Annotated in this window: 18 protein-coding genes; 11 read left to right on the top strand and 7 right to left on the bottom strand. The window is 63.3% G+C overall.

The features are described 5' to 3' along the window. Nucleotides 1-61: 61 nt before the first annotated feature. The 3 genes from M2360_RS15620 to M2360_RS15610 all read left to right on the top strand — a co-directional run bounded on the left by M2360_RS15620 (nt 62) and on the right by M2360_RS15610 (nt 2,694). Nucleotides 62-580: an L-2-amino-thiazoline-4-carboxylic acid hydrolase gene (locus M2360_RS15620; protein WP_280776185.1), complete on the top strand. Its 519-nt coding sequence runs from the start codon at nt 62-64 to the stop codon at nt 578-580. A 74-nt stretch (nt 581-654) separates the two neighbouring features. Beyond that, nucleotides 655-1,908 (top strand): flavodoxin-dependent (E)-4-hydroxy-3-methylbut-2-enyl-diphosphate synthase, encoded by a 1,254-nt coding sequence (ispG, locus tag M2360_RS15615; protein WP_280776184.1) that lies wholly within the window; start codon nt 655-657, stop codon nt 1,906-1,908. A 123-nt stretch (nt 1,909-2,031) separates the two neighbouring features. After that, on the top strand, nt 2,032-2,694 hold the full coding sequence (locus tag M2360_RS15610; RefSeq protein ID WP_280776183.1) for an OmpA family protein: 663 nt from the start codon (nt 2,032-2,034) through the stop codon (nt 2,692-2,694). Nucleotides 2,695-2,738: 44 nt separating this feature from the next. On the opposite strand, the gene M2360_RS15605 is transcribed toward M2360_RS15610, so the two are convergent. Both M2360_RS15605 and M2360_RS15600 read right to left on the bottom strand, forming a co-directional pair. Beyond that, nucleotides 2,739-3,377 carry a LysE family translocator gene (locus M2360_RS15605; protein WP_280776182.1) on the bottom strand — a complete coding sequence of 213 codons (639 nt, stop codon included), beginning with the start codon at nt 3,375-3,377 and terminating at the stop codon, nt 2,739-2,741. An 89-nt stretch (nt 3,378-3,466) separates the two neighbouring features. Beyond that, a complete protein-coding gene (locus M2360_RS15600; RefSeq protein ID WP_280776181.1) occupies nt 3,467-4,201 on the bottom strand; it encodes a WYL domain-containing protein in 735 nt (244 codons plus the stop codon). 67 nt (nt 4,202-4,268) lie between these two features. Here M2360_RS15600 and M2360_RS15595 point away from each other — a divergent pair, with 67 nt between their 5' ends. Together M2360_RS15595 and M2360_RS15590 are read left to right on the top strand one after the other, a co-directional pair. Beyond that, nucleotides 4,269-4,583: an antibiotic biosynthesis monooxygenase gene (locus M2360_RS15595; RefSeq protein WP_280776180.1), complete on the top strand. Its 315-nt coding sequence runs from the start codon at nt 4,269-4,271 to the stop codon at nt 4,581-4,583. Between the two features lie 6 nt (nt 4,584-4,589). Next, nucleotides 4,590-5,711, top strand: a complete 1,122-nt coding sequence (locus M2360_RS15590; RefSeq protein WP_280776179.1) for a DNA alkylation repair protein — start codon at nt 4,590-4,592, stop codon at nt 5,709-5,711. Between the two features lie 54 nt (nt 5,712-5,765). Here M2360_RS15590 and acnA read toward each other — a convergent pair whose 3' ends face one another. After that, nucleotides 5,766-8,456: an aconitate hydratase AcnA gene (acnA, locus tag M2360_RS15585; RefSeq protein WP_280776178.1), complete on the bottom strand. Its 2,691-nt coding sequence runs from the start codon at nt 8,454-8,456 to the stop codon at nt 5,766-5,768. A 265-nt stretch (nt 8,457-8,721) separates the two neighbouring features. On the opposite strand from acnA, the gene ccmA reads away from it, so the two are divergent. The 5 genes from ccmA (at nt 8,722) to M2360_RS15560 (ending at nt 11,630) form a co-directional block, all read left to right on the top strand. After that, on the top strand, nt 8,722-9,363 hold the full coding sequence (gene ccmA, locus M2360_RS15580; protein WP_280776177.1) for a heme ABC exporter ATP-binding protein CcmA: 642 nt from the start codon (nt 8,722-8,724) through the stop codon (nt 9,361-9,363). Then, complete coding sequence (gene ccmB, locus M2360_RS15575) at nt 9,360-10,019, top strand: heme exporter protein CcmB (RefSeq protein ID WP_280776176.1); 660 nt, start codon at nt 9,360-9,362, stop codon at nt 10,017-10,019. The genes ccmA and ccmB overlap by 4 nt, the downstream gene beginning before the upstream one ends. An 83-nt stretch (nt 10,020-10,102) precedes the next feature. Next, on the top strand, nt 10,103-10,870 hold the full coding sequence (locus M2360_RS15570) for a heme ABC transporter permease (RefSeq protein ID WP_280776175.1): 768 nt from the start codon (nt 10,103-10,105) through the stop codon (nt 10,868-10,870). Next, nucleotides 10,867-11,034: a heme exporter protein CcmD gene (ccmD, locus tag M2360_RS15565; RefSeq protein ID WP_280776174.1), complete on the top strand. Its 168-nt coding sequence runs from the start codon at nt 10,867-10,869 to the stop codon at nt 11,032-11,034. Before M2360_RS15570 ends, ccmD begins: the two co-directional genes overlap by 4 nt. Next, complete coding sequence (locus M2360_RS15560; RefSeq protein ID WP_280776173.1) at nt 11,031-11,630, top strand: DsbE family thiol:disulfide interchange protein; 600 nt, start codon at nt 11,031-11,033, stop codon at nt 11,628-11,630. Before ccmD ends, M2360_RS15560 begins: the two co-directional genes overlap by 4 nt. Before the next feature lie 98 nt (nt 11,631-11,728). On the opposite strand, the gene rpmE is transcribed toward M2360_RS15560, so the two are convergent. Continuing rightward, nucleotides 11,729-11,950 carry a 50S ribosomal protein L31 gene (gene rpmE / locus M2360_RS15555; protein WP_280776172.1) on the bottom strand — a complete coding sequence of 74 codons (222 nt, stop codon included), beginning with the start codon at nt 11,948-11,950 and terminating at the stop codon, nt 11,729-11,731. A 206-nt stretch (nt 11,951-12,156) separates the two neighbouring features. Between rpmE and M2360_RS15550 the strand changes: the two genes are divergently transcribed. Next, entirely contained in the window at nt 12,157-13,974 is a 1,818-nt protein-coding gene (locus tag M2360_RS15550) for an ABC transporter transmembrane domain-containing protein (RefSeq protein ID WP_280776171.1), read from the top strand. Between the two features lie 20 nt (nt 13,975-13,994). On the opposite strand, the gene M2360_RS15545 is transcribed toward M2360_RS15550, so the two are convergent. From M2360_RS15545 to M2360_RS15535, 3 genes are all read right to left on the bottom strand, one after another. Continuing rightward, complete coding sequence (locus tag M2360_RS15545) at nt 13,995-15,638, bottom strand: FAD-binding dehydrogenase (RefSeq protein WP_280776170.1); 1,644 nt, start codon at nt 15,636-15,638, stop codon at nt 13,995-13,997. Between the two features lie 76 nt (nt 15,639-15,714). Further along, nucleotides 15,715-16,515 carry an inositol monophosphatase family protein gene (locus M2360_RS15540; protein WP_280776169.1) on the bottom strand — a complete coding sequence of 267 codons (801 nt, stop codon included), beginning with the start codon at nt 16,513-16,515 and terminating at the stop codon, nt 15,715-15,717. A 184-nt stretch (nt 16,516-16,699) separates the two neighbouring features. Continuing rightward, on the bottom strand, nt 16,700-17,818 hold the full coding sequence (locus tag M2360_RS15535; protein ID WP_280776168.1) for a tetratricopeptide repeat protein: 1,119 nt from the start codon (nt 17,816-17,818) through the stop codon (nt 16,700-16,702). Between the last annotated feature and the right edge of the window lie 8 nt (nt 17,819-17,826).

Below are 17,826 nucleotides of genomic sequence, written 5' to 3'. Positions count from 1 at the left end.
GGGGGCATGGTTTTCTTCTCAGGCGCGTCGCACTATCTTTGCCTCGGAAACGGAGGCCGCCATGAGCGATCAGAACAACCCCGCCACCCAAGGCGAAATCGGCATTCTCGCCCGCCGCACGATCGAGGCCGGAATCATCAAGCCGATCTTTGAGGAAATGAAGGCGGAACTGGGCGAGGAGAAGGCCAAGGCGATTCTTGATTCGGCGATCCGCAAGGCGGCCATATCAGCCGGCGCCGCCTTTGCCGCCAAGACGCCGGGCGGCACGAGTCTGAGAACCTTCCAGGACCTGCAGAGCCTGTGGACCGCGGACGATGCGCTGACGATCGAGGTGACCCGCGCCACCGACACCGAATTTCACTACCGCGTCGATCGCTGTCGCTACGCCGAGACCTATCGCGCCATGGGTCTCGGCGACATCGGCCATCTCCTGTCCTGCAATCGCGACGGCACATTCTGCACCGGCTATGATCCGCGCATCACGCTCATGCGCACCCAGACGGTGATGGAAGGGGCCAGCCATTGTGATTTTCAATATAGCTTCGATCCGGATGCGGCGCCTGCCAAAACCTCGCCATGAAGCCGCGCTTTCCTTGACATTGGCCCGCCTGTTTGCCACCTGACTGCCAACGACCTCACTTGCTGGAAAAAGCCATGTCGCTTCCCTCCGATTTCGATCCGAAACCGCGCCGCGCCTCCGTCGCCGTCGATGTCGGCGGCGTGATCGTCGGCGGCGGCGCGCCCGTCGTCGTCCAGTCGATGACCAATACCGATACGGCCGATGTCGATGCGACAGTGGCGCAGGTGGCGGCGCTGTTCCGCGCCGGCTCCGAGATCGTTCGCATCACTGTTGACCGCGATGAAAGTGCGGCGGCCGTGCCGAAAATCCGCGAACGCCTGCTGCGGCTCGGCATGGACGTGCCGCTGATTGGCGATTTCCACTATATTGGCCATAAACTGCTTGCCGATCATCCCGCCTGCGCCGAAGCGCTCGCCAAATACCGCATCAATCCCGGCAATGTCGGCTTCAAGGACAAGAAGGACAAGCAGTTCGCCGACATCATCGAGATGGCGATCCGCTATGACAAACCCGTCCGCATCGGGGTCAACTGGGGCTCGCTCGACCAGGAACTATTGACGCGGCTGATGGACGAGAACCAGGCAAACGGCTTTCCGCTTTCGGCGCGTCAGGTAACGCGCGAAGCGATCGTGCAATCTGCGCTGCTGTCCGCCCAGTTGGCCGAGGAGATCGGCCTGGCCCGCAACCGCATCATTCTCTCCGCCAAGGTCAGCCAGGTGCAGGATCTCATCGCCTGCTATCAGATGATCGCGGCCCGCTCCGACCATGCGCTGCATCTCGGCCTGACGGAAGCCGGCATGGGCTCCAAGGGCATCGTCGCTTCGTCCGCCGCCATGGGCTATGTGCTGCAACATGGCATCGGCGACACGATCCGCGTGTCGCTGACGCCAGAGCCGAATGGCGACCGCACACGTGAAGTCATCGTGGCGCAGGAATTGCTGCAGGTCATGGGCTTCCGCCAGTTCCTTCCGGTGGTGGCGGCCTGTCCCGGCTGCGGCCGCACCACCTCGACCGTGTTTCAGGAACTCGCCCAGAAAATCGAGACCGATCTGCGCAAGAACATGCCGATCTGGCGCGAGAAATATCCCGGCGTCGAGGCGCTCAACGTCGCGGTGATGGGCTGCATCGTCAACGGTCCCGGCGAAAGCAAGCATGCCGATATCGGCATCTCGCTGCCGGGCACCGGGGAAAACCCGGCCGCTCCGGTGTTCATCGACGGCCAGAAGGCGCTGACCCTGCGCGGTCCCCAGATCGCCCAGGATTTTGAAGCGCTGGTGATCGATTATATCGAGAAGCGTTTCGGCCATAAAACGGAAGCAGCCGAATAAGCCGCGCGTTGCGCCAGGAAGCGCCTGCCGAACCAATTTGCTGCGGCCTCCCGTGGCGTCGCCCGTGATTTTGCCGTATTTGTTCTATTCAGCGGCAGCGACGCCACGAAAGGACAGTCCGGCATGAAAAAAGTCATTTTGCTCGCGCTCTGCGCGACCTATCTCTCCGCCTGCACGACGACAGATCCCTATACGGGCGAGAAGAAGATCTCCAACACCGCTGGCGGCGCAGCCATCGGCGCAAGCCTCGGCGCGCTCGCGGGTCTCGCGGTTGGCAATGACGGCGCGGGCCGCCGCAATGCGGCGCTGATCGGCGCGGGCCTCGGCGCGCTGGCCGGCGGCGCTGTCGGCAATTACATGGACAATCAGGAAGCCGAGCTTCGCGCCCAGCTGCAGGGCACCGGCATCTCCGTGACCCGCGCCGGCGACCGCATCATCCTCAACATGCCCTCCAACGTGACCTTCGACACCGATCAGGACGCGGTGCGCTCGGAATTCTATCCGACGCTGAATTCCGTGGCGATCGTGCTGCGCAAGTTCAACAAGACGCTGATCGACATTGCCGGCCATACCGATTCGACAGGAAGCCTCGGCCACAATCAGGAACTCTCCGAGCGCCGCGCCGTCTCGGTGGCCAATTACCTTGGCGGCCAGGGCATCGACACCCGCCGCATCGCCGCCATGGGCTATGGCCCGAGCCAGCCGGTGGCCTCAAACGCCTCGCCCGAAGGACGCGCCCAGAACCGTCGCGTGGAAATCTCGATCTCGCCGCTCAAAGGCGCCTGATTTGATGGACGAGAACAGGCGCGGCGAGATCCGCGCCTTTTTTCTCAGAGCCGCGCCGTCAGCAGCTTGACGCCGGCAAAGGCGAAAAAGGCGCCCATGACGCCATCGATGCCGCGACGGCCCCTGCGATAGAGCGCCACGACCGGCGGCAGCGAGAACAGAACCGCCATGCCGTTGAGCGACACCAGACCGATCAGGAAACATCCGGCGATATAGAACGCGATCATCGACGCCGGCGCGCCCATAGGCAGACCGAGCGAGATGAGCGAGATCCAGGCCAGCACCGCCTTGGGATTGGTGAGATGCAGGCCAAGCCCCTTGAGATAGAGACGGCGCAGGCTTTCCTTGCCGCCATCTTTCGCCGCCTCGGCCAGATCACCCGACGTCATCGCCGAACGGAACGATTTCCAGGCGAGATAGAGCAGATAGAGCCCGCCGGCGATCTTCAACACGATCAAGACTTCTGCATAACTCGCCATTACAGCCGCAAGCCCGATCGCCGAGGCGCAGGCCCAGGTGAGCGATCCCGTCATCACCCCCAGCGCAAAGGCCATGCCGGCGGCGCGACCGCGCGTCATCGACGTCGAGATCAAGGCGAGCGTCGCGGGGCCGGGGCTAATGACAGCAATGAAATAAGCAAGCCAGGCGACGGCGAGATGGGGAAGCGTGTCAGCGATCGACATGGGCGGAGGTCCTTTTGCCCGGACCATAGCGGAACTCTCGAGGGACGAAAGCGACATTTGCTGAAGGTGGCATCACTGAAAGTGATGGATCAGGGGCGGATGGCGCGGATATCGGCGATCGCCGCGTCGAACTCCCGCGCCGGGCGCAGCGTGAACGGGCTTTCAGTCAAATGCGCTTCGAGGATGCGGTCGCAGCGGAAACTGCGCACCGCCTGCCGCTTGTGGTCCCATCCCATCACATACCAGACGGGGGCATTGAGGAGCAGCCATTGCGGCTCGATCTCGCGCTCGGTCAGTTTTCCCGCCACGTCGCGATAGCAAAGGCGCAGCCGGCGATGCTCAAGGAAGCCGGCCAGCAATGCTTCGCTGATCTCGGCGCCAAGCGGCGAGAAACTCTCGATAACGGCGGCGGAGGCTGATCCGCCAATCAGAATGCGGCTTCTGAGACTGGCGATCTTGTCCTTGAGCGCGGGCGCGAAAGAGGCGACCAGTTTACGCCTGACGGCGGCGAGATTGGCGATCAGCCAGGGCGACGGCAATTGCTCGGCGATGGCGAGACAGACCAGCAATTCCACCGCTTCGCGATAGGTGAGGCTCAGCCGCCCGACGCCCCAGTGACGCGGCAGGCGCAGCCCGCCGCCGCGGCCCCTGTCAGCTTCCACCGGAACGCCCCTATCACGCAACAGAGCCAGATCGCGGCTGATCGTCCTAAGGCTGACCCCCAATTGCTCCGCCAGGTCTTTCGCCGTCAGCGCGGCATCGTCCTTGAGCCGGGCGGCGATGGCGTCGAGCCTTTCAAAACGGGAGCGGTCGGTGGCGCGCATCAAAGAAACATGACATAAAATGGCGTATTATTCCATAGATCATCCTCATCGACAGAGGAGACCTTTGATGACGACGACAAATATCGAAATGGCCAGCTTCCGCCTGAAGCCGGAGATCGAAGAGACGGTTTTCGTGGCGGCGTCCGATCGCTTTCAGCGTGAATTCCTGAATGGCGCGCCCGGCTTTCTGAGCCGGGAATTGTTGCGCGGGGCCGACGGCGTCTATCTCGATCTCATCCACTGGCGCAGCAAGGAGGACGCGGAGGCGATGATGAAGACGGCGGCGACATCGCCAGATTGCGCCGCTTATTTCGCGCTGATGGACCTTCAGGGCGCAGAAATGCGCCACTTTGAGTCTCTCGCCGTCTATCAGGGACTCTGACAGCGCATGGAGCCGCTCAAGAACCTGTTCTCGCGCGAACTCGTGGCCTGGACCGCCTTTCACCTGCAACGCGCCGCACCGGAGACCGAAGCTGCGCCATTTATCGAAACGGTGATGGCGCGACTGCCGGATCTTGAATTGAAAGCGCGCGCGCAGCTGGTTGCCGACGCCCTGCATGACCGTCTGCCGAAGGACCCGGCGCGCCGCTTCCCCATGCTCCGCGCCATGCTGCATCCCGATGAAGGCGAGGACGACGACAGGGGATCGGACGCCGAGGGTTTGCGCGGTTGGGCGATCATGCCGCTCACTTTGCTGGTGGGTCAGCATGGGCTCAGCGATTTCGACGCCGCGATGGCGCTGATGCGCGACATGACCAAACGCCTGACCAGCGAATTCGGCATCCGCTATTGCCTCAAGGATGACCTCGCGCGCGGTCTCAGGATCATGGAAGACTGGGTTGACGATCCCAACCCGCATGTCCGGCGACTGGTGTCGGAAGGGTCGCGTCCGCGCCTGCCCTGGGCGATGCAACTGCCTGAATTGATCGTAGACCCCAGTCCGATGCTGCCCCTCCTGACCCGGCTTCGCGACGACCCGTCGGACTATGTGCGCCGCTCCGTCGCCAATCATCTCAACGATATCTCCAAGGATCACCCGCGCCTGACGGTGGATCTGGCCCGCGACTGGGCAAAGGATGCGCCCCCTGAGCGTCTGTCCCTGCTCAAACACGGCTTGCGGACGCTGATCAAGAAGGGCGATCCGGGAGCGTTGGAGATTTTCGGCCGCAACGCGCCTGCCGTCTCGACCAGCCCGTTGCGCCTCTCGACATCAACCGTTGTCATGCCAAGCGTTTTGGTCTTCGAAGCTGAGATCGCATCATTGGCGGATCAGCCACAGATGCTGACGGTCGACTATGTCATCCATTTCCGCAAGGCGCGGGGCGATACGACGCCCAAAGTGTTCAAGGGCGGCTCGCTGACGCTCGCGCCCGGCGAACACAGGCTCTTTCGCCGCAGCCACGCCTTTCGCCCGATCACCACCAGACGATATTACGCCGGCGAACATTCTATCTGCCTGAGGATCAATGGCGTCGATCAGGATCCCGCCTGCTTCGATCTCACCCCATGAAAAAACCGCCGGGATCGCTCCCGGCGGCTCGATATCAGACCCTAACTGCCTTGATCAGGCGGCGAGGTCGCGCAGCACCGTCTGCAGGATGCCGCCATTGTGGTAGTAGTCGATCTCGTCGAGCGTATCGATGCGGCAGATGATCGGGATTTCCTTCACCGTGCCATCGCCATAGGTGACCTTGGCCACCGTCTTGTCGCGCGGCTTGATGTCGGCGAGGCCTTCGATGGTGACCACTTCGTCGCCCTTGAGGCCGAGGGTCGCCCAGCTCTGGCCGTCCTCGAACACGAAGGGAACGATGCCCATGCCGACCAGGTTGGAGCGATGGATGCGCTCGAACGACTGGGCGACGACGGCGCGGACGCCGAGCAGATTGGTGCCCTTGGCAGCCCAGTCGCGCGAGGAGCCATTGCCATATTCGACGCCGGCGAAGATGACGAGCGGCACGCCCTCTTCCTTGTACTTCATGGCGGCGTCGTAGATCGACATCTCTTCCTTGGACGGATAGTGGATGGTGAAACCGCCTTCCTTGCCATTCGGTCCAAGCATGTGGTTGCGGATGCGGATATTGGCGAAGGTGCCGCGCATCATCACTTCATGATTACCGCGACGCGTGCCGTACTGGTTGAAGTCGGCGACAGAGACGCCATGCTCCAGCAGATAGGCGCCGGCGGGAGACGCGGCCTTGATCGAACCGGCCGGGGAAATATGGTCGGTGGTGATCTTGTCGCCGAACAGACCGAGGACGCGGGCGCCCTTGATGTCGGTCACGCCGCCAGCCTGCTTCTGCATGCCCACGAAGTAAGGCGGGTTCTGCACATAGGTGGAGTCGTCGTCCCAGGCATAGGTCTGGCCATCGGGGATCTGCACGGCCTGCCAGTTGACGTCGCCCTTGAACACGTCGGCATATTTGCTTTCGTAGAGTTCGCGGGTCACGTATTTCAGGATGAATTCCTGGATTTCCTTGGAGGTCGGCCAGATATCCTTGAGGAAGACCGGGTTGCCGTCCTGGTCATGGCCAAGCGGCTCCTTGGTCAGGTCCTTCTGCACCGTGCCGGCCAGCGCATAGGCGACGACCAGCGGCGGCGAGGCCAGGTAGTTGGCCTGCACGTCGGGCGAGATACGGCCTTCGAAATTGCGGTTGCCCGAGAGAACGCCAGCGGTGATCAGGCCCTTCTCATTGATGGTCTTGGAGATCGGCGCCGGCAGCGGGCCGGAATTGCCGATGCAGGTGGTGCAGCCGAAGCCAACCAGATTGAAGCCGAGCTTGTCGAGCGAGTCCTGCAGGCCGGACTTGGCGAGATATTCGCCAACCACCTGCGATCCGGGCGCGAGCGAGGTCTTGACCCAGGGCGCGGACTTCAGGCCCTTGGCGACCGCATTGCGGGCCAGCAGGCCAGCGGCGATCAGAACGCTCGGGTTGGACGTGTTGGTGCACGAGGTGATGGCGGCAATCGCCACATCGCCATGGCCGAGATCGAAATCCGTGCCTTCGACCTGATAGCGGTTGGTCAGCTGGCCGGGCTTCTTGTAGTCGCCTTCAAGCGCGGTCGCAAAATTCGGCGCGATGGTTTCGAGGGCCAGGCGGCCTTCCGGACGCTTGGGGCCGGCCATCGAGGGCACGACGTCGCCGAGATCGAGTTCGAGCGTGTCGGTGAAGACGAGATCGGCGCCATCGCCGTCACGCCACATGCCTTGCGCCTTGGAATAGGCTTCGACCAGCGCGATCCGGTCCGTGGTGCGGCCCGACATGGTGAGGTAGTTGATGGTTTCGCCGTCAACCGGGAAGAAGCCGCAGGTCGCGCCATATTCCGGACCCATATTGCCGATGGTGGCGCGGTCGGCGAGCGACATCGAATCAAGGCCAGGGCCGAAGAATTCGACGAATTTGGAAACGACGCCCTTCTTGCGCAGCATCTGCACGACGGTCAGCACGAGGTCAGTGGCGGTGACGCCTTCCTTGACCTTGCCGGTGAGCTTGAAGCCGATGACTTCAGGCAGCAGCATGGAAACCGGCTGGCCGAGCATGGCCGCTTCGGCTTCGATGCCGCCCACGCCCCAGCCGAGAACGCCGAGACCGTTGATCATCGTGGTGTGCGAATCGGTGCCGACGCAGGTGTCGGGATAGGCGGTCGTCTCGCCGTCTTCATCCTTGGTCCAGACCGTCTGACCGAGATATTCCAGATTGACCTGGTGACAGATGCCGGTGCCCGGGGGAACGACGCGGAAATTCTTGAACGCCTGCTGGCCCCACTTCAGGAAGCGGTAACGCTCGCCATTGCGCTCATATTCGAGCTCGACATTGCGGTTGAACGCCTGCGGCGTGCCGAATTCGTCGACGATGACGGAGTGGTCGATGACCAGATCGACGGGAACGAGCGGGTTGATCTTTTCGGGATCGCCGCCGAGCGCCTTGATGCCGTCGCGCATCGCCGCGAGGTCGACCACGGCGGGAACGCCGGTGAAGTCCTGCATCAGCACGCGGGCCGGGCGATAGGCGATCTCATATTCGCTGAGCCCCTTGTTGACGAGCCATGCCGCGACGGCCTGGATGTCAGCCTTGGTGACCGAACGATCGTCTTCGTTGCGAAGCAGGTTTTCCAGAAGCACCTTCATGGAATAGGGCAGCTTGGAAACGCCGGCCAGGCCGTTGGCTTCCGCCTTCGGCAGGCTGTAATAGACATAGTCCTTGCCGTTCACGGTGAGCGTCGAACGACAATTGAAACTATCGAGGGATTGCGACATGAATAACCCGTTTCGTCTGATCAGCTGAACTGACGTGCGAACGCCCGACGCCCGAAGGCGCATGATGGGATGCGGGTGCAACCATTTCCGCTGTCCGCACGAAGAATTGTTTTTCAACTCTTGGTTCGGCGCAAGGATGACCTTCACGCCGGCTGCTGGCGCGATTGCGGACGTTATAGATAATTTCTAAACAAGGTTCCATACTGACGAAGGTCTAAGCTGAAGTTTTTTTGCGTCGCAGAAGAAAGTGCCGGAGAGGTGAAGAATGCGTTTGGAAGCCCGCGAAATCGCGGCAAACCGTGGCGGTGAAAGACTTTTTTCAGCTGTTTCTTTTGAATTGACCTCAGGCGAGAGCCTTATTTTGAAAGGGAAGAACGGCTCCGGCAAGTCCACACTGATTCGCACCATCGCGGGGCTTCTCCCCTTAGAAGAGGGTGAGGTGACGCTCACGCTCGAATCCGGAGCAATCGCGCCCCGCGTGGCGGAAGCCTGCCACTATCTTGGCCATCGCAACGCCATGAAAAAGGAACTGACGGTTGAGGAAAATCTCCAATTCTGGAAGTCCTTCTTCGGAAATTACCACGGTGGATCCGGCATGGAGATCGATGAGGCGGCCGACGCGCTCGGCCTCATCGGCCTTTTGCACCTCCCCTTCGGCTATCTCTCGGCCGGCCAGCAGCGGCGCATGGCTATGGCCAAACTCCTGACCGCCTGGCGGCCGGTCTGGCTGCTCGACGAGCCGACAGCGGCGCTGGACAGCCAGTCAGAGGAGATTTTCGCCGACCTGATGAAAACTCATCTCGACAAGGGAGGAATGATCATCGCCGCCACCCATCAACCGCTCGGCCTGGAAAATGCCCAGCAACTCGTCATGACCGGCTTCGACTATCTCGGTGAAGCGGCATGACCGCGCTTTTCCTCCGCGATCTCCGACTGGGCTTTCGCGCCGGCGGCGGCGTGATGATCGGCATATTATTCTTCATGACCGTCGTCGCCGTGATCCCGTTCGGCGTCGGCCCCGATCTCAATCTTCTTTCGCGCATCGGGCCTGCCATCCTCTGGGTGGGCGCGCTGCTCGCCTCGCTTCTTGGTCTGGACCGGCTGTTCCAAGTCGACCGCGATGACGGGTCGCTGGATCTGCTGATGATGCAGGAAACGCCGCTGACGCTGATCGTGCTGATCAAATGCCTGGCGCATTGGGTCTCCGCCGTGCTGCCGCTGGTCGCGGCCTCGCCGCTCCTCAGCCTCTTCATGAACATGAACGAGACGGCGATGGGGGCGCTCGCCCTGACGCTGTTGGCCGGTTCTCCCGCCATCACCTTTATCGGGGCGGCGGGCGCAGCCGTGGCGGTGGCCTTGCCGCGTGGCGGGCTGATCGTCTCGATCCTCGTTCTGCCGCTGACCATCCCGGTGCTGATCTTCGGCGTCTCCGCCGTCTATGCGGCGGTCGAGGACCCTGCCCCCTTCCTGCCGCCCTTTCTGGCGCTGATCGCGCTCAGCCTGTTCTTCGCGGTGATCGGCCCTTTGGCGGCCGCTTTCGCGCTGCGCGCATCGGCCGAATGATGACCAAGATGTGAGGCCATTTCCGCTCCAGGTTTGACGAGGATCAATTGCGGGCCGCCCGCTTTGACGGTAAGACTCCGCCCATGACAGAGACAAGCCTCACCCTCTCCAAGCTCACGGCGCTCGCCAACCCCACGCGCTTCATCGCGCTGGCCACGCGGATCATTCCCTGGCTGGCGGCGAGCTCGGCGCTCTGTCTGATCGCGGGCGTCTATCTGAGCTTCACCACCGAGGGCGACTACCAGCAGGGCGACACCGTGCGGATCATGTATATCCATGTTCCCTCGGCCTGGCTGTCGATGATGTGCTATACGGTGATGGCGGCCTCGGCGTTGGGCACGCTGGTCTGGCGCCATCCGCTCGCAGACGTCTCGGCCAAGACCGCAGCGCCGCTCGGCGCCGCCTTCACCTTTCTGGCGCTGGTCACCGGCTCGCTCTGGGGCAAGCCGATGTGGGGCGCCTGGTGGGTGTGGGACGCCCGACTGACCTCGGTTTTCATCCTGTTTCTGATGTATCTCGGCCTGATCGCCTTCAACCGCGCCATGGACGATCCCGGCCGCGCCGCCCGCGTCAGCGCAGTGATGATCCTGGTCGGCTTCGTGAACATCCCGATCATCAAATTCTCGGTGGAATGGTGGAACACGCTGCATCAGCCGGCCAGCGTGATGCGGCTCGACGGCCCGACCATCGATCCCGAATTCCTGCGGCCGCTGCTGGTGATGGCGATCGGCTTCACTTTGCTGTTCTTCACCCTGCATCTGACGGCCATGCGCAACGAGATCTGGCGCCGGCGCATCTCCGTGATGCGCCGCCACGCCGCGCGCTCCGCTCAGGCGGGAGGCGCATCATGACGCATGCATTTTATGTCTATGCGTCCTGGGGCGCCGCAGCGCTGGTGCTGCTGGCGATCATCGCGGCGACCTGGCTCGACAGCCGCAAGCTTCAGGCCGATCTCAAGCGCCTGGAAGCACAAGGCATCCGCCGCAGATCCGCCGCCGGGAGCGACCCGTCGTGACAGAGACGCCTGTGCAGCCAAGCGGCAAGAGTCGCCGCGCATTGGTGGCCTTTCTGCCGCTGTTGTTGTTTGTGGCGCTGGCTGGCGTCTTCCTGATGCAGCTGACCTCGGGGCGCAATACCTCGATCATCCCATCAGCCCTGATCGGCAAGCCGGCGCCCATGCTTTCTCTCCCGCCGCTTGAAGGCGCGGTGAAGAACGGCAATGCGGTTCCGGCGCTGACATCAGAGGCCGTGCGGGGCAAGCTGACATTGGTAAATGTCTGGGCGTCCTGGTGCGTGCCCTGCCGGCAGGAGCATCCGGTCATTCTCGGTCTGGCGACGGATGACCGGCTGAATGTCGTGGGCATCAATTACAAGGACAAGAACGACGCGGCGCTGGCTTTTCTGGGCGAGCTCGGCAATCCCTTTTCGGCGATTGGGGTCGATCCCAAGGGCGCGGCCGCGATCGACTGGGGCGTCTATGGCATTCCGGAATCATTCCTGGTCGGCGCGGACGGAACCATTCTCTACAAGCATGTCGGCCCGTTCGACGAGGCGTCGGTGCGCGGTGAACTGCTGCCCGCGATCGAAAACGCGCTGAGCCAGAAGAAGTGACCAATGAACAGGCTTCGTCCCACCTGATCGGACCAAACACCACGCAACAAAAAAGCCCGGGCAGGCCGGGCTCTTTCGCAAAATCTTTCAAGCGTCGATCAGATGCCGAGGCCGGAGAAGCGCTTGTTGAACTTGGACACGCGACCGCCGCGGTCCATCAGCTGCTGATTGCCGCCGGTCCAGGCCGGATGCGACTTGGAGTCGATTTCGAGGTTCATGACCTGACCTTCCGAACCCCAGGTCGAACGGGTTTCGTATTCGGTGCCGTCGGTCATGACGACCTTGATCATGTGGTAGTCGGGATGAATTTGAGCTTTCATGACACTGTCCTGCCGTCAGAGTGGTCTTTTGCCGCATCACTTGCGGCTGCCGAGCCAAACGAATAAATGAAGCCGCAGTCGCCTGTGGACCACGGCTTCGCTTGATGGCGAGGCCTATACATGAAGCGATTGAGGATAACAAGTGCCTGCGCCCGGGAATCTCCCAAGGATCCCCTCCAGCCGGCCTCACAAAGCGGAGTAGTCGGGTGCCCCCGAAAACAGAGACAAATTCGCGCGCGAGCCTGAAGCCGCTGGCGCGTCTAGCGCCCTATATCGGTCGCTATAAGGGCCTGGCGTCCGGCGCGCTGTTCGCGCTCGTGCTGGCGGCGACCACGACGCTGCTCCTGCCGCTCGCGGTGCGCAGGATGATCGACAACGGCTTCACCCATTCCGATTCCCGCTTCATCAATACCTATTTCTCGATGCTGATGGGGCTGGCCGTGGTGCTGGCTCTCGCCTCGGCGCTACGCTACTATTTCGTCATCACCATCGGCGAGCGTATCGTGGCCGACCTCCGGCGCGACGTCTTCGCCCATATCGTCAAGCTGTCGCCCTCCTTCTTCGACGCCAACCAGTCCGGCGAGATCGTCTCGCGGCTGACGGCCGACACGGTGCAGATCAAATCGGCGGTGGGGGCCACGGCGTCACTCGCGCTGCGCAACCTGATCCTCTGTCTCGGCGCGATGGCCATGATGATCTACACCAGCCCGAAACTGTCGGCGCTGGTGCTGATCGCCATTCCGCTGATCGTCTTTCCGCTGGTGGGCTTCGGGCGCTCGGTGCGCAAGCGCTCGCGCGAGGCGCAGGACCGGCTGGCCGGCGCCTCCGCCTATGCCTCCGAAGCCATCGGCGCCATCCGCACCGTGCAGGCCTTCAATGCCGGCGGCATCGCGCGGGACCGGTTCGCAGACGCCGCCGAACAGGCTTTCGAGGCCGCGCGGCTTTCCACCCGTCAACGGGCTTTCCTGACCGGCTTCGCCATCACCATGGTGTTCGGCAGCGTGGTCGCGGTGCTATGGTATGGCGCGCAGGGCGTGCTGGCTGGCGCGATCACGCCGGGCACGCTCAGCCAGTTCCTGCTCTATTCGGTGATGGCGGCCGGCGCGCTCGGCGCGCTGTCGGAAGTCTGGAGCGAATTGTCGCAAGCCTCCGGCGCCGCCTCGCGACTGATGGAGATCCTGGCCGAAACGCCCGGCGTCGCGGCTCCCGCCGCACCGCTGGCCCTGCCGAGCCCGGCGCGCGGCGGTGTCGCTTTCGACCATGTCGAATTTTCCTATCCCAGCCGACCGGGCGCAGCTACGCTCAAGGGCTTGACCCTGACGGTCGCGCCAGGCGAACGCGTTGCCGTGGTCGGCCCCTCCGGCGCTGGCAAGAGCACGCTTTTCTCGCTCATCCTGCGCTATTACGATCCGACTGCCGGCCGCATCCTGATCGATGGCGTTGACGTCCGCTCGGTGGATCCGATCGAACTGCGCGACCGCATCGCCATCGTGCCGCAAGATGTGACGATTTTCGCCGCCTCGATCTTCGACAACATCGCTTTTGGCGCGCCCGAAGCGAGCCGCGCACAGGTAGAAGCCGCCGCGCGCGCGGCGCAGGCCGAGGAATTCATTCTGAGGCTCGAAAACGGCTATGACACCGAAGTCGGCGAGCGCGGCGTCATGCTCTCAGGCGGCCAGCGCCAGCGGATCGCCATCGCCCGCGCCATCCTGCGCGACGCGCCGATCCTGCTGCTCGACGAGGCCACATCGGCGCTCGACGCCGAAAGCGAAAAATTGGTGCAGACGGCGCTGGACGGGCTGATGACCGGGCGCACCACCATCGTCATCGCCCATCGGCTCGCCACCGTGCTGAAGGCCGACCGCATTCTGGTGATGGATCAGGGCCGAGTGGTCGAAGAGGGAACGCATGCTTCGCTCTCCGCGCTGGGCGGCATTTACGCACGCCTCGCCCGGCTGCAATTCGGCGTGGAGCAGGATTCGCCCACCGACGCGCCGTTGCTCGCCGTCTCGGCAGGCGAATAAAACGACGAGGGGGCCTCCCGTCAGGCCCCCACGCTCCGGCCCGCCACGCGGCCGGAGAACAGGCAACCGCCGAGGAAGGTGCCTTCGAGCGCGTTATAACCATGCATGCCGCCACCGCCGAAGCCGGCGGCCTCACCCACCGCATAAAGGCCCGGGATTTCATGGCCGTCCGCATCAAGCGCCCGGGCCTTGAGATCGGTGTGCAGCCCGCCCAGCGTCTTGCGGGTGAGAATGTTGAGCTTCACCGCGATCAGTGGTCCGGCGGCGGGATCGAGAATGCGATGCGGTTTCGCGGTGCGCATAAGCTTGTCGCCGAGATAGGCGCGGGCGCCGCGGATGGCGGTCACCTGCGCATCCTTGTTGAACCGGTTGTCGATCTCGCGGTCGCGCGCCTCGATCTGCTGGCGGATGCGCTGAGCGTCGAGAAGCGGCGCATCCGTCAACGCGTTCATGCCGGCGACGAGATCCTCGAGAGTGTCGCGCACCACAAAATCCGCGCCCTTGTCCATGAAGGCCTGCACCGGTCCGGGCGGTTCCTTGCCGAGCCGCTTCAGCAGCAGCGGAATATCCTTGCCGGTCAGATCGGGATTCTGCTCGCTGCCCGACAGCGCGAATTCCTTCTTGATTATCGCCTTGGTGAGGATGAACCAGGAATGATCATGCCCGGTGGCGAGAATCGCCTTCAGCGTCCCGAGCGTGTCAAAGCCGGGCATATAGGGAGCCGGAAACCGGCGTCCTAGCGCGTCGAACCATAGCGACGACGGGCCTGGCAGGATCCGGATGCCATGATTGGGCCAGATCGGATCCCAGTTGCGCAGACCTTCAGTGTAATGCCACATCCGATCGGGATTGATGACGCTTGCTCCAGTCCCCTGTGCAATGTCGATCATCCGGCCATCGACATGGGCGGGCACCCCGGCGACCATGAAGCGCGGCGGCGCTCCCAGACGCTCCACCGGCCAATTGCGCCGGACGAGATCGTGATTGCCGCCGATGCCGCCCGAGGCGACGATGGTCGCGCCCGCCGAGATCTCGAAATCGCCGACCACCTCGCGGCTGCTCTTCTCGCCCCTGAGCACGGGATCGGCAGCCAGCACGCTGCCGCGCGCGCCTGTCACCACGCCATTGACGACGACAAGACTATCGACCTGATGGCGGAAGCGGAAGGACAAGCCTCCCTGTTTTTCCTGCTCGCGGGCGCGGCGGACGAAGGGAGCGAGCACACCGGGGCCTGTACCCCAGGTCACATGAAAGCGCGGCACGGAATTGCCGTGACCGTCAGCGAGCGCGCCGCCGCGTTCCGCCCAGCCGACGACGGGGAACCAGCGCATGCCCTGCTGGTGCAGCCAGGCGCGCTTTTCTCCGCTGGCGAAATCGAGATAGGCTTCCGCCCAGAGCCGCGGCCAGAGATCCTCGGCGCGGTCGAAGGCGGCGGAGCCGAACCAGTCCTGTCGCGCCAGCTCGAATGTGTCGCGGATGCGCATGCGGCGCTGCTCGGGACTGTCGATGAAGAACAGGCCGCCGAGCGACCAGAAAGCCTGACCGCCCAGATTCTGCTCGCCCTCCTGATCGAGAACGATGACCTTTAGCCCCCGATCGGCGGCCTCAACGGCTGAAACGAGACCCGCCAGCCCGCCGCCGATCACCAAAACATCGCAATCCATGAAATCCTCCCAAACTTCGACGAGAAGTCTAGGACGGGATCACGGCGCGCGCAATCATTTATGACAGGTGATCAGATTAAGCCTTGGGGACAGGACGGTTCGCCACGTCGCGCAACGCTTTGTGGATATGCTCGTTGCCCGCCACGATCGTGCCGCTGCCGAAGATATCCGTTCCGCCATTCAAGTCGGAGGTAAAGCCGCCGGCTTCGCGGATCAACACGATGCCCGCCGCCATATCCCACGGAGAGAGACCTTCTTCCCAGAAGCCGTCCATGCGGCCGGCCGCCACGAAGGCGAGGTCGAGCGACGCTGCGCCCAGGCTGCGCAGGCCGGCGGCTTCGCCCATGACATGGCGAAGCTGGATCAGGTAGCGGCCATGCATGCCGTGGCCGAGATGCGGCATGCCGCAGCCAATGACGGAATCCGACAGGCTCTTGCGGGCCGACACACGCAGGCGACGGTCATTGACATAGGCGCCGCCGCCGCGCTCAGCCGTGAAAAGCTCGTCGCTGGCAGGATTATAGATCACGCCGGCGACCATTTCGCCATTGCGTTCGAGGCCGATGGATACCGCGAATTGCGGAATGCCGTGCAGGAAATTGGTGGTTCCATCGAGCGGATCGACGATCCAGCGATGCGAGCCGTCGGTGCCCTTGATCTCATCGCTCTCCTCGCCGAGGAAGCCATAGGTGGGACGCACCTTGAGAAGCTCTTCACGGACGATCTTTTCGGCCTTGCGGTCTGCCTGGCTCACATAGTTGCCTGGGCCTTTCAGCGACACCTGCAGGTTCTGCACCTCGCCGAAATCGCGGGACAGGGACTTGCCGGCCTTCAGGGCGGCCTGGACCATCACATTCAAGAGCGCCGAACGGGCCATAAGGGAGTTCCTTCAAAGTGAAGCGGCCCCGCAGACGGGGCCGTGCAAGAAGCAATCGGCTGCGGCCCAGGGGCGCGCCGATGAGATTGGCGGCCTCAAGACCACAAAACCCGGCTTTTTTCAAGCCTCTTGTCGCGCATGGCTCCCGCGCGCCGTCGTCAAGGTTAAGAGACGGACCGCGCGGTCAGCGGGCGCGGAACTGGTTGGCCCGGTGAATGGCTTGCTTCTGCTGCTCGTCCTCGATGCCGAGGAAGAAATCCTCGAGATCGAGATCGGCGAGCCCGGCCCGCCGCGACAGCACATACCATTTGGCCGCCTCGACCGGATCAGGCCGTGTGCCGATGGCGTTGACATAGAGATGGGCGAGCTTGTTCTGCGCCAGAACATGGCCGCGATTGGCGGCGCGCTTCATCCATTGAAAGCCGGTTTCATAATCGCGCGCGCCGCCCACGCCGTTGATATTCCAGACGGCGAGATCAAACAGCGCTGTGTCGAAGCCCGATTTCGCGGCCTTCAGCAGCCAGTCGCGGGCCGCAGCCTTCTTCCCGGCTTCGACCGGCAGGGCGACATAGATCTGCGCCAGCGCATATTCGGCGTCCGGCACGCCCTTTGCGGCGGCCTTCTCGTACCAGGGCAAGGCTTCCGCAAGACCCTCGGGACCGGGCTTGGCGGCGACGAGGATCTGGGCGACGTTGAACTGCGCCTGCGGATTGCCGCCCCGCGCCGCCTTCCACATCAATTCATCCGCCTTCTTCTTGTCGCGCGCAACGAGGTCGCCGTCCATCAGCATCAGGGCGTATTTGAATTGGGCGTTGGGATCGCCGGCGCGCGCGGCCTGTTCGTACCAGAACACCGCGTCCTTGGAGTTGCGGCGCACCCCGAAACCATTGTTGAGCAGTTCGGCGACCAGCGTCTGGGCGGCGGCCTCGCCTTTCTGCGCCTTGGGGAGCGCAAGATCCATCGCTTCAAGATAATAGCCGCGCTGATAGGCGCCATAGGCCTCGTCGACCTTGCCGGTAAACGTCTTTTCCGGCGGAAGATCGGGAAGCGCGGCGCCCATCCGCGCAAGCAGGTTCAAGCCGCCGGACGGCGCAATGTCGCTTTTCTGCGGCGAGTCCAGCGTCGGCAGCGCAAGGGCGTTGCCGGTCGGCGAAAGGCGATCATGCTTCATGGCGCGGCTTTCATCGCCGCCGCCCAGCATGCGCTTCATGACGTCGGACGACGCCGCCTGCCCACCCGGCGCGGCCGCCAGAAGCGCCGCCAGTCCCAGAAGTCCCGCCAGAAAAAATCTCGTCGCTGTCATGCGAACCG

It is taken from the genome of Rhizobium sp. SG_E_25_P2, from assembly GCF_029892285.1.
Classification (GTDB): Bacteria; Pseudomonadota; Alphaproteobacteria; order Rhizobiales; family Rhizobiaceae; genus Rhizobium_E.
The sequence above is the reverse complement of the archived record's forward strand: the minus strand, read 5'-3'. Positions and strand labels throughout refer to the sequence as shown.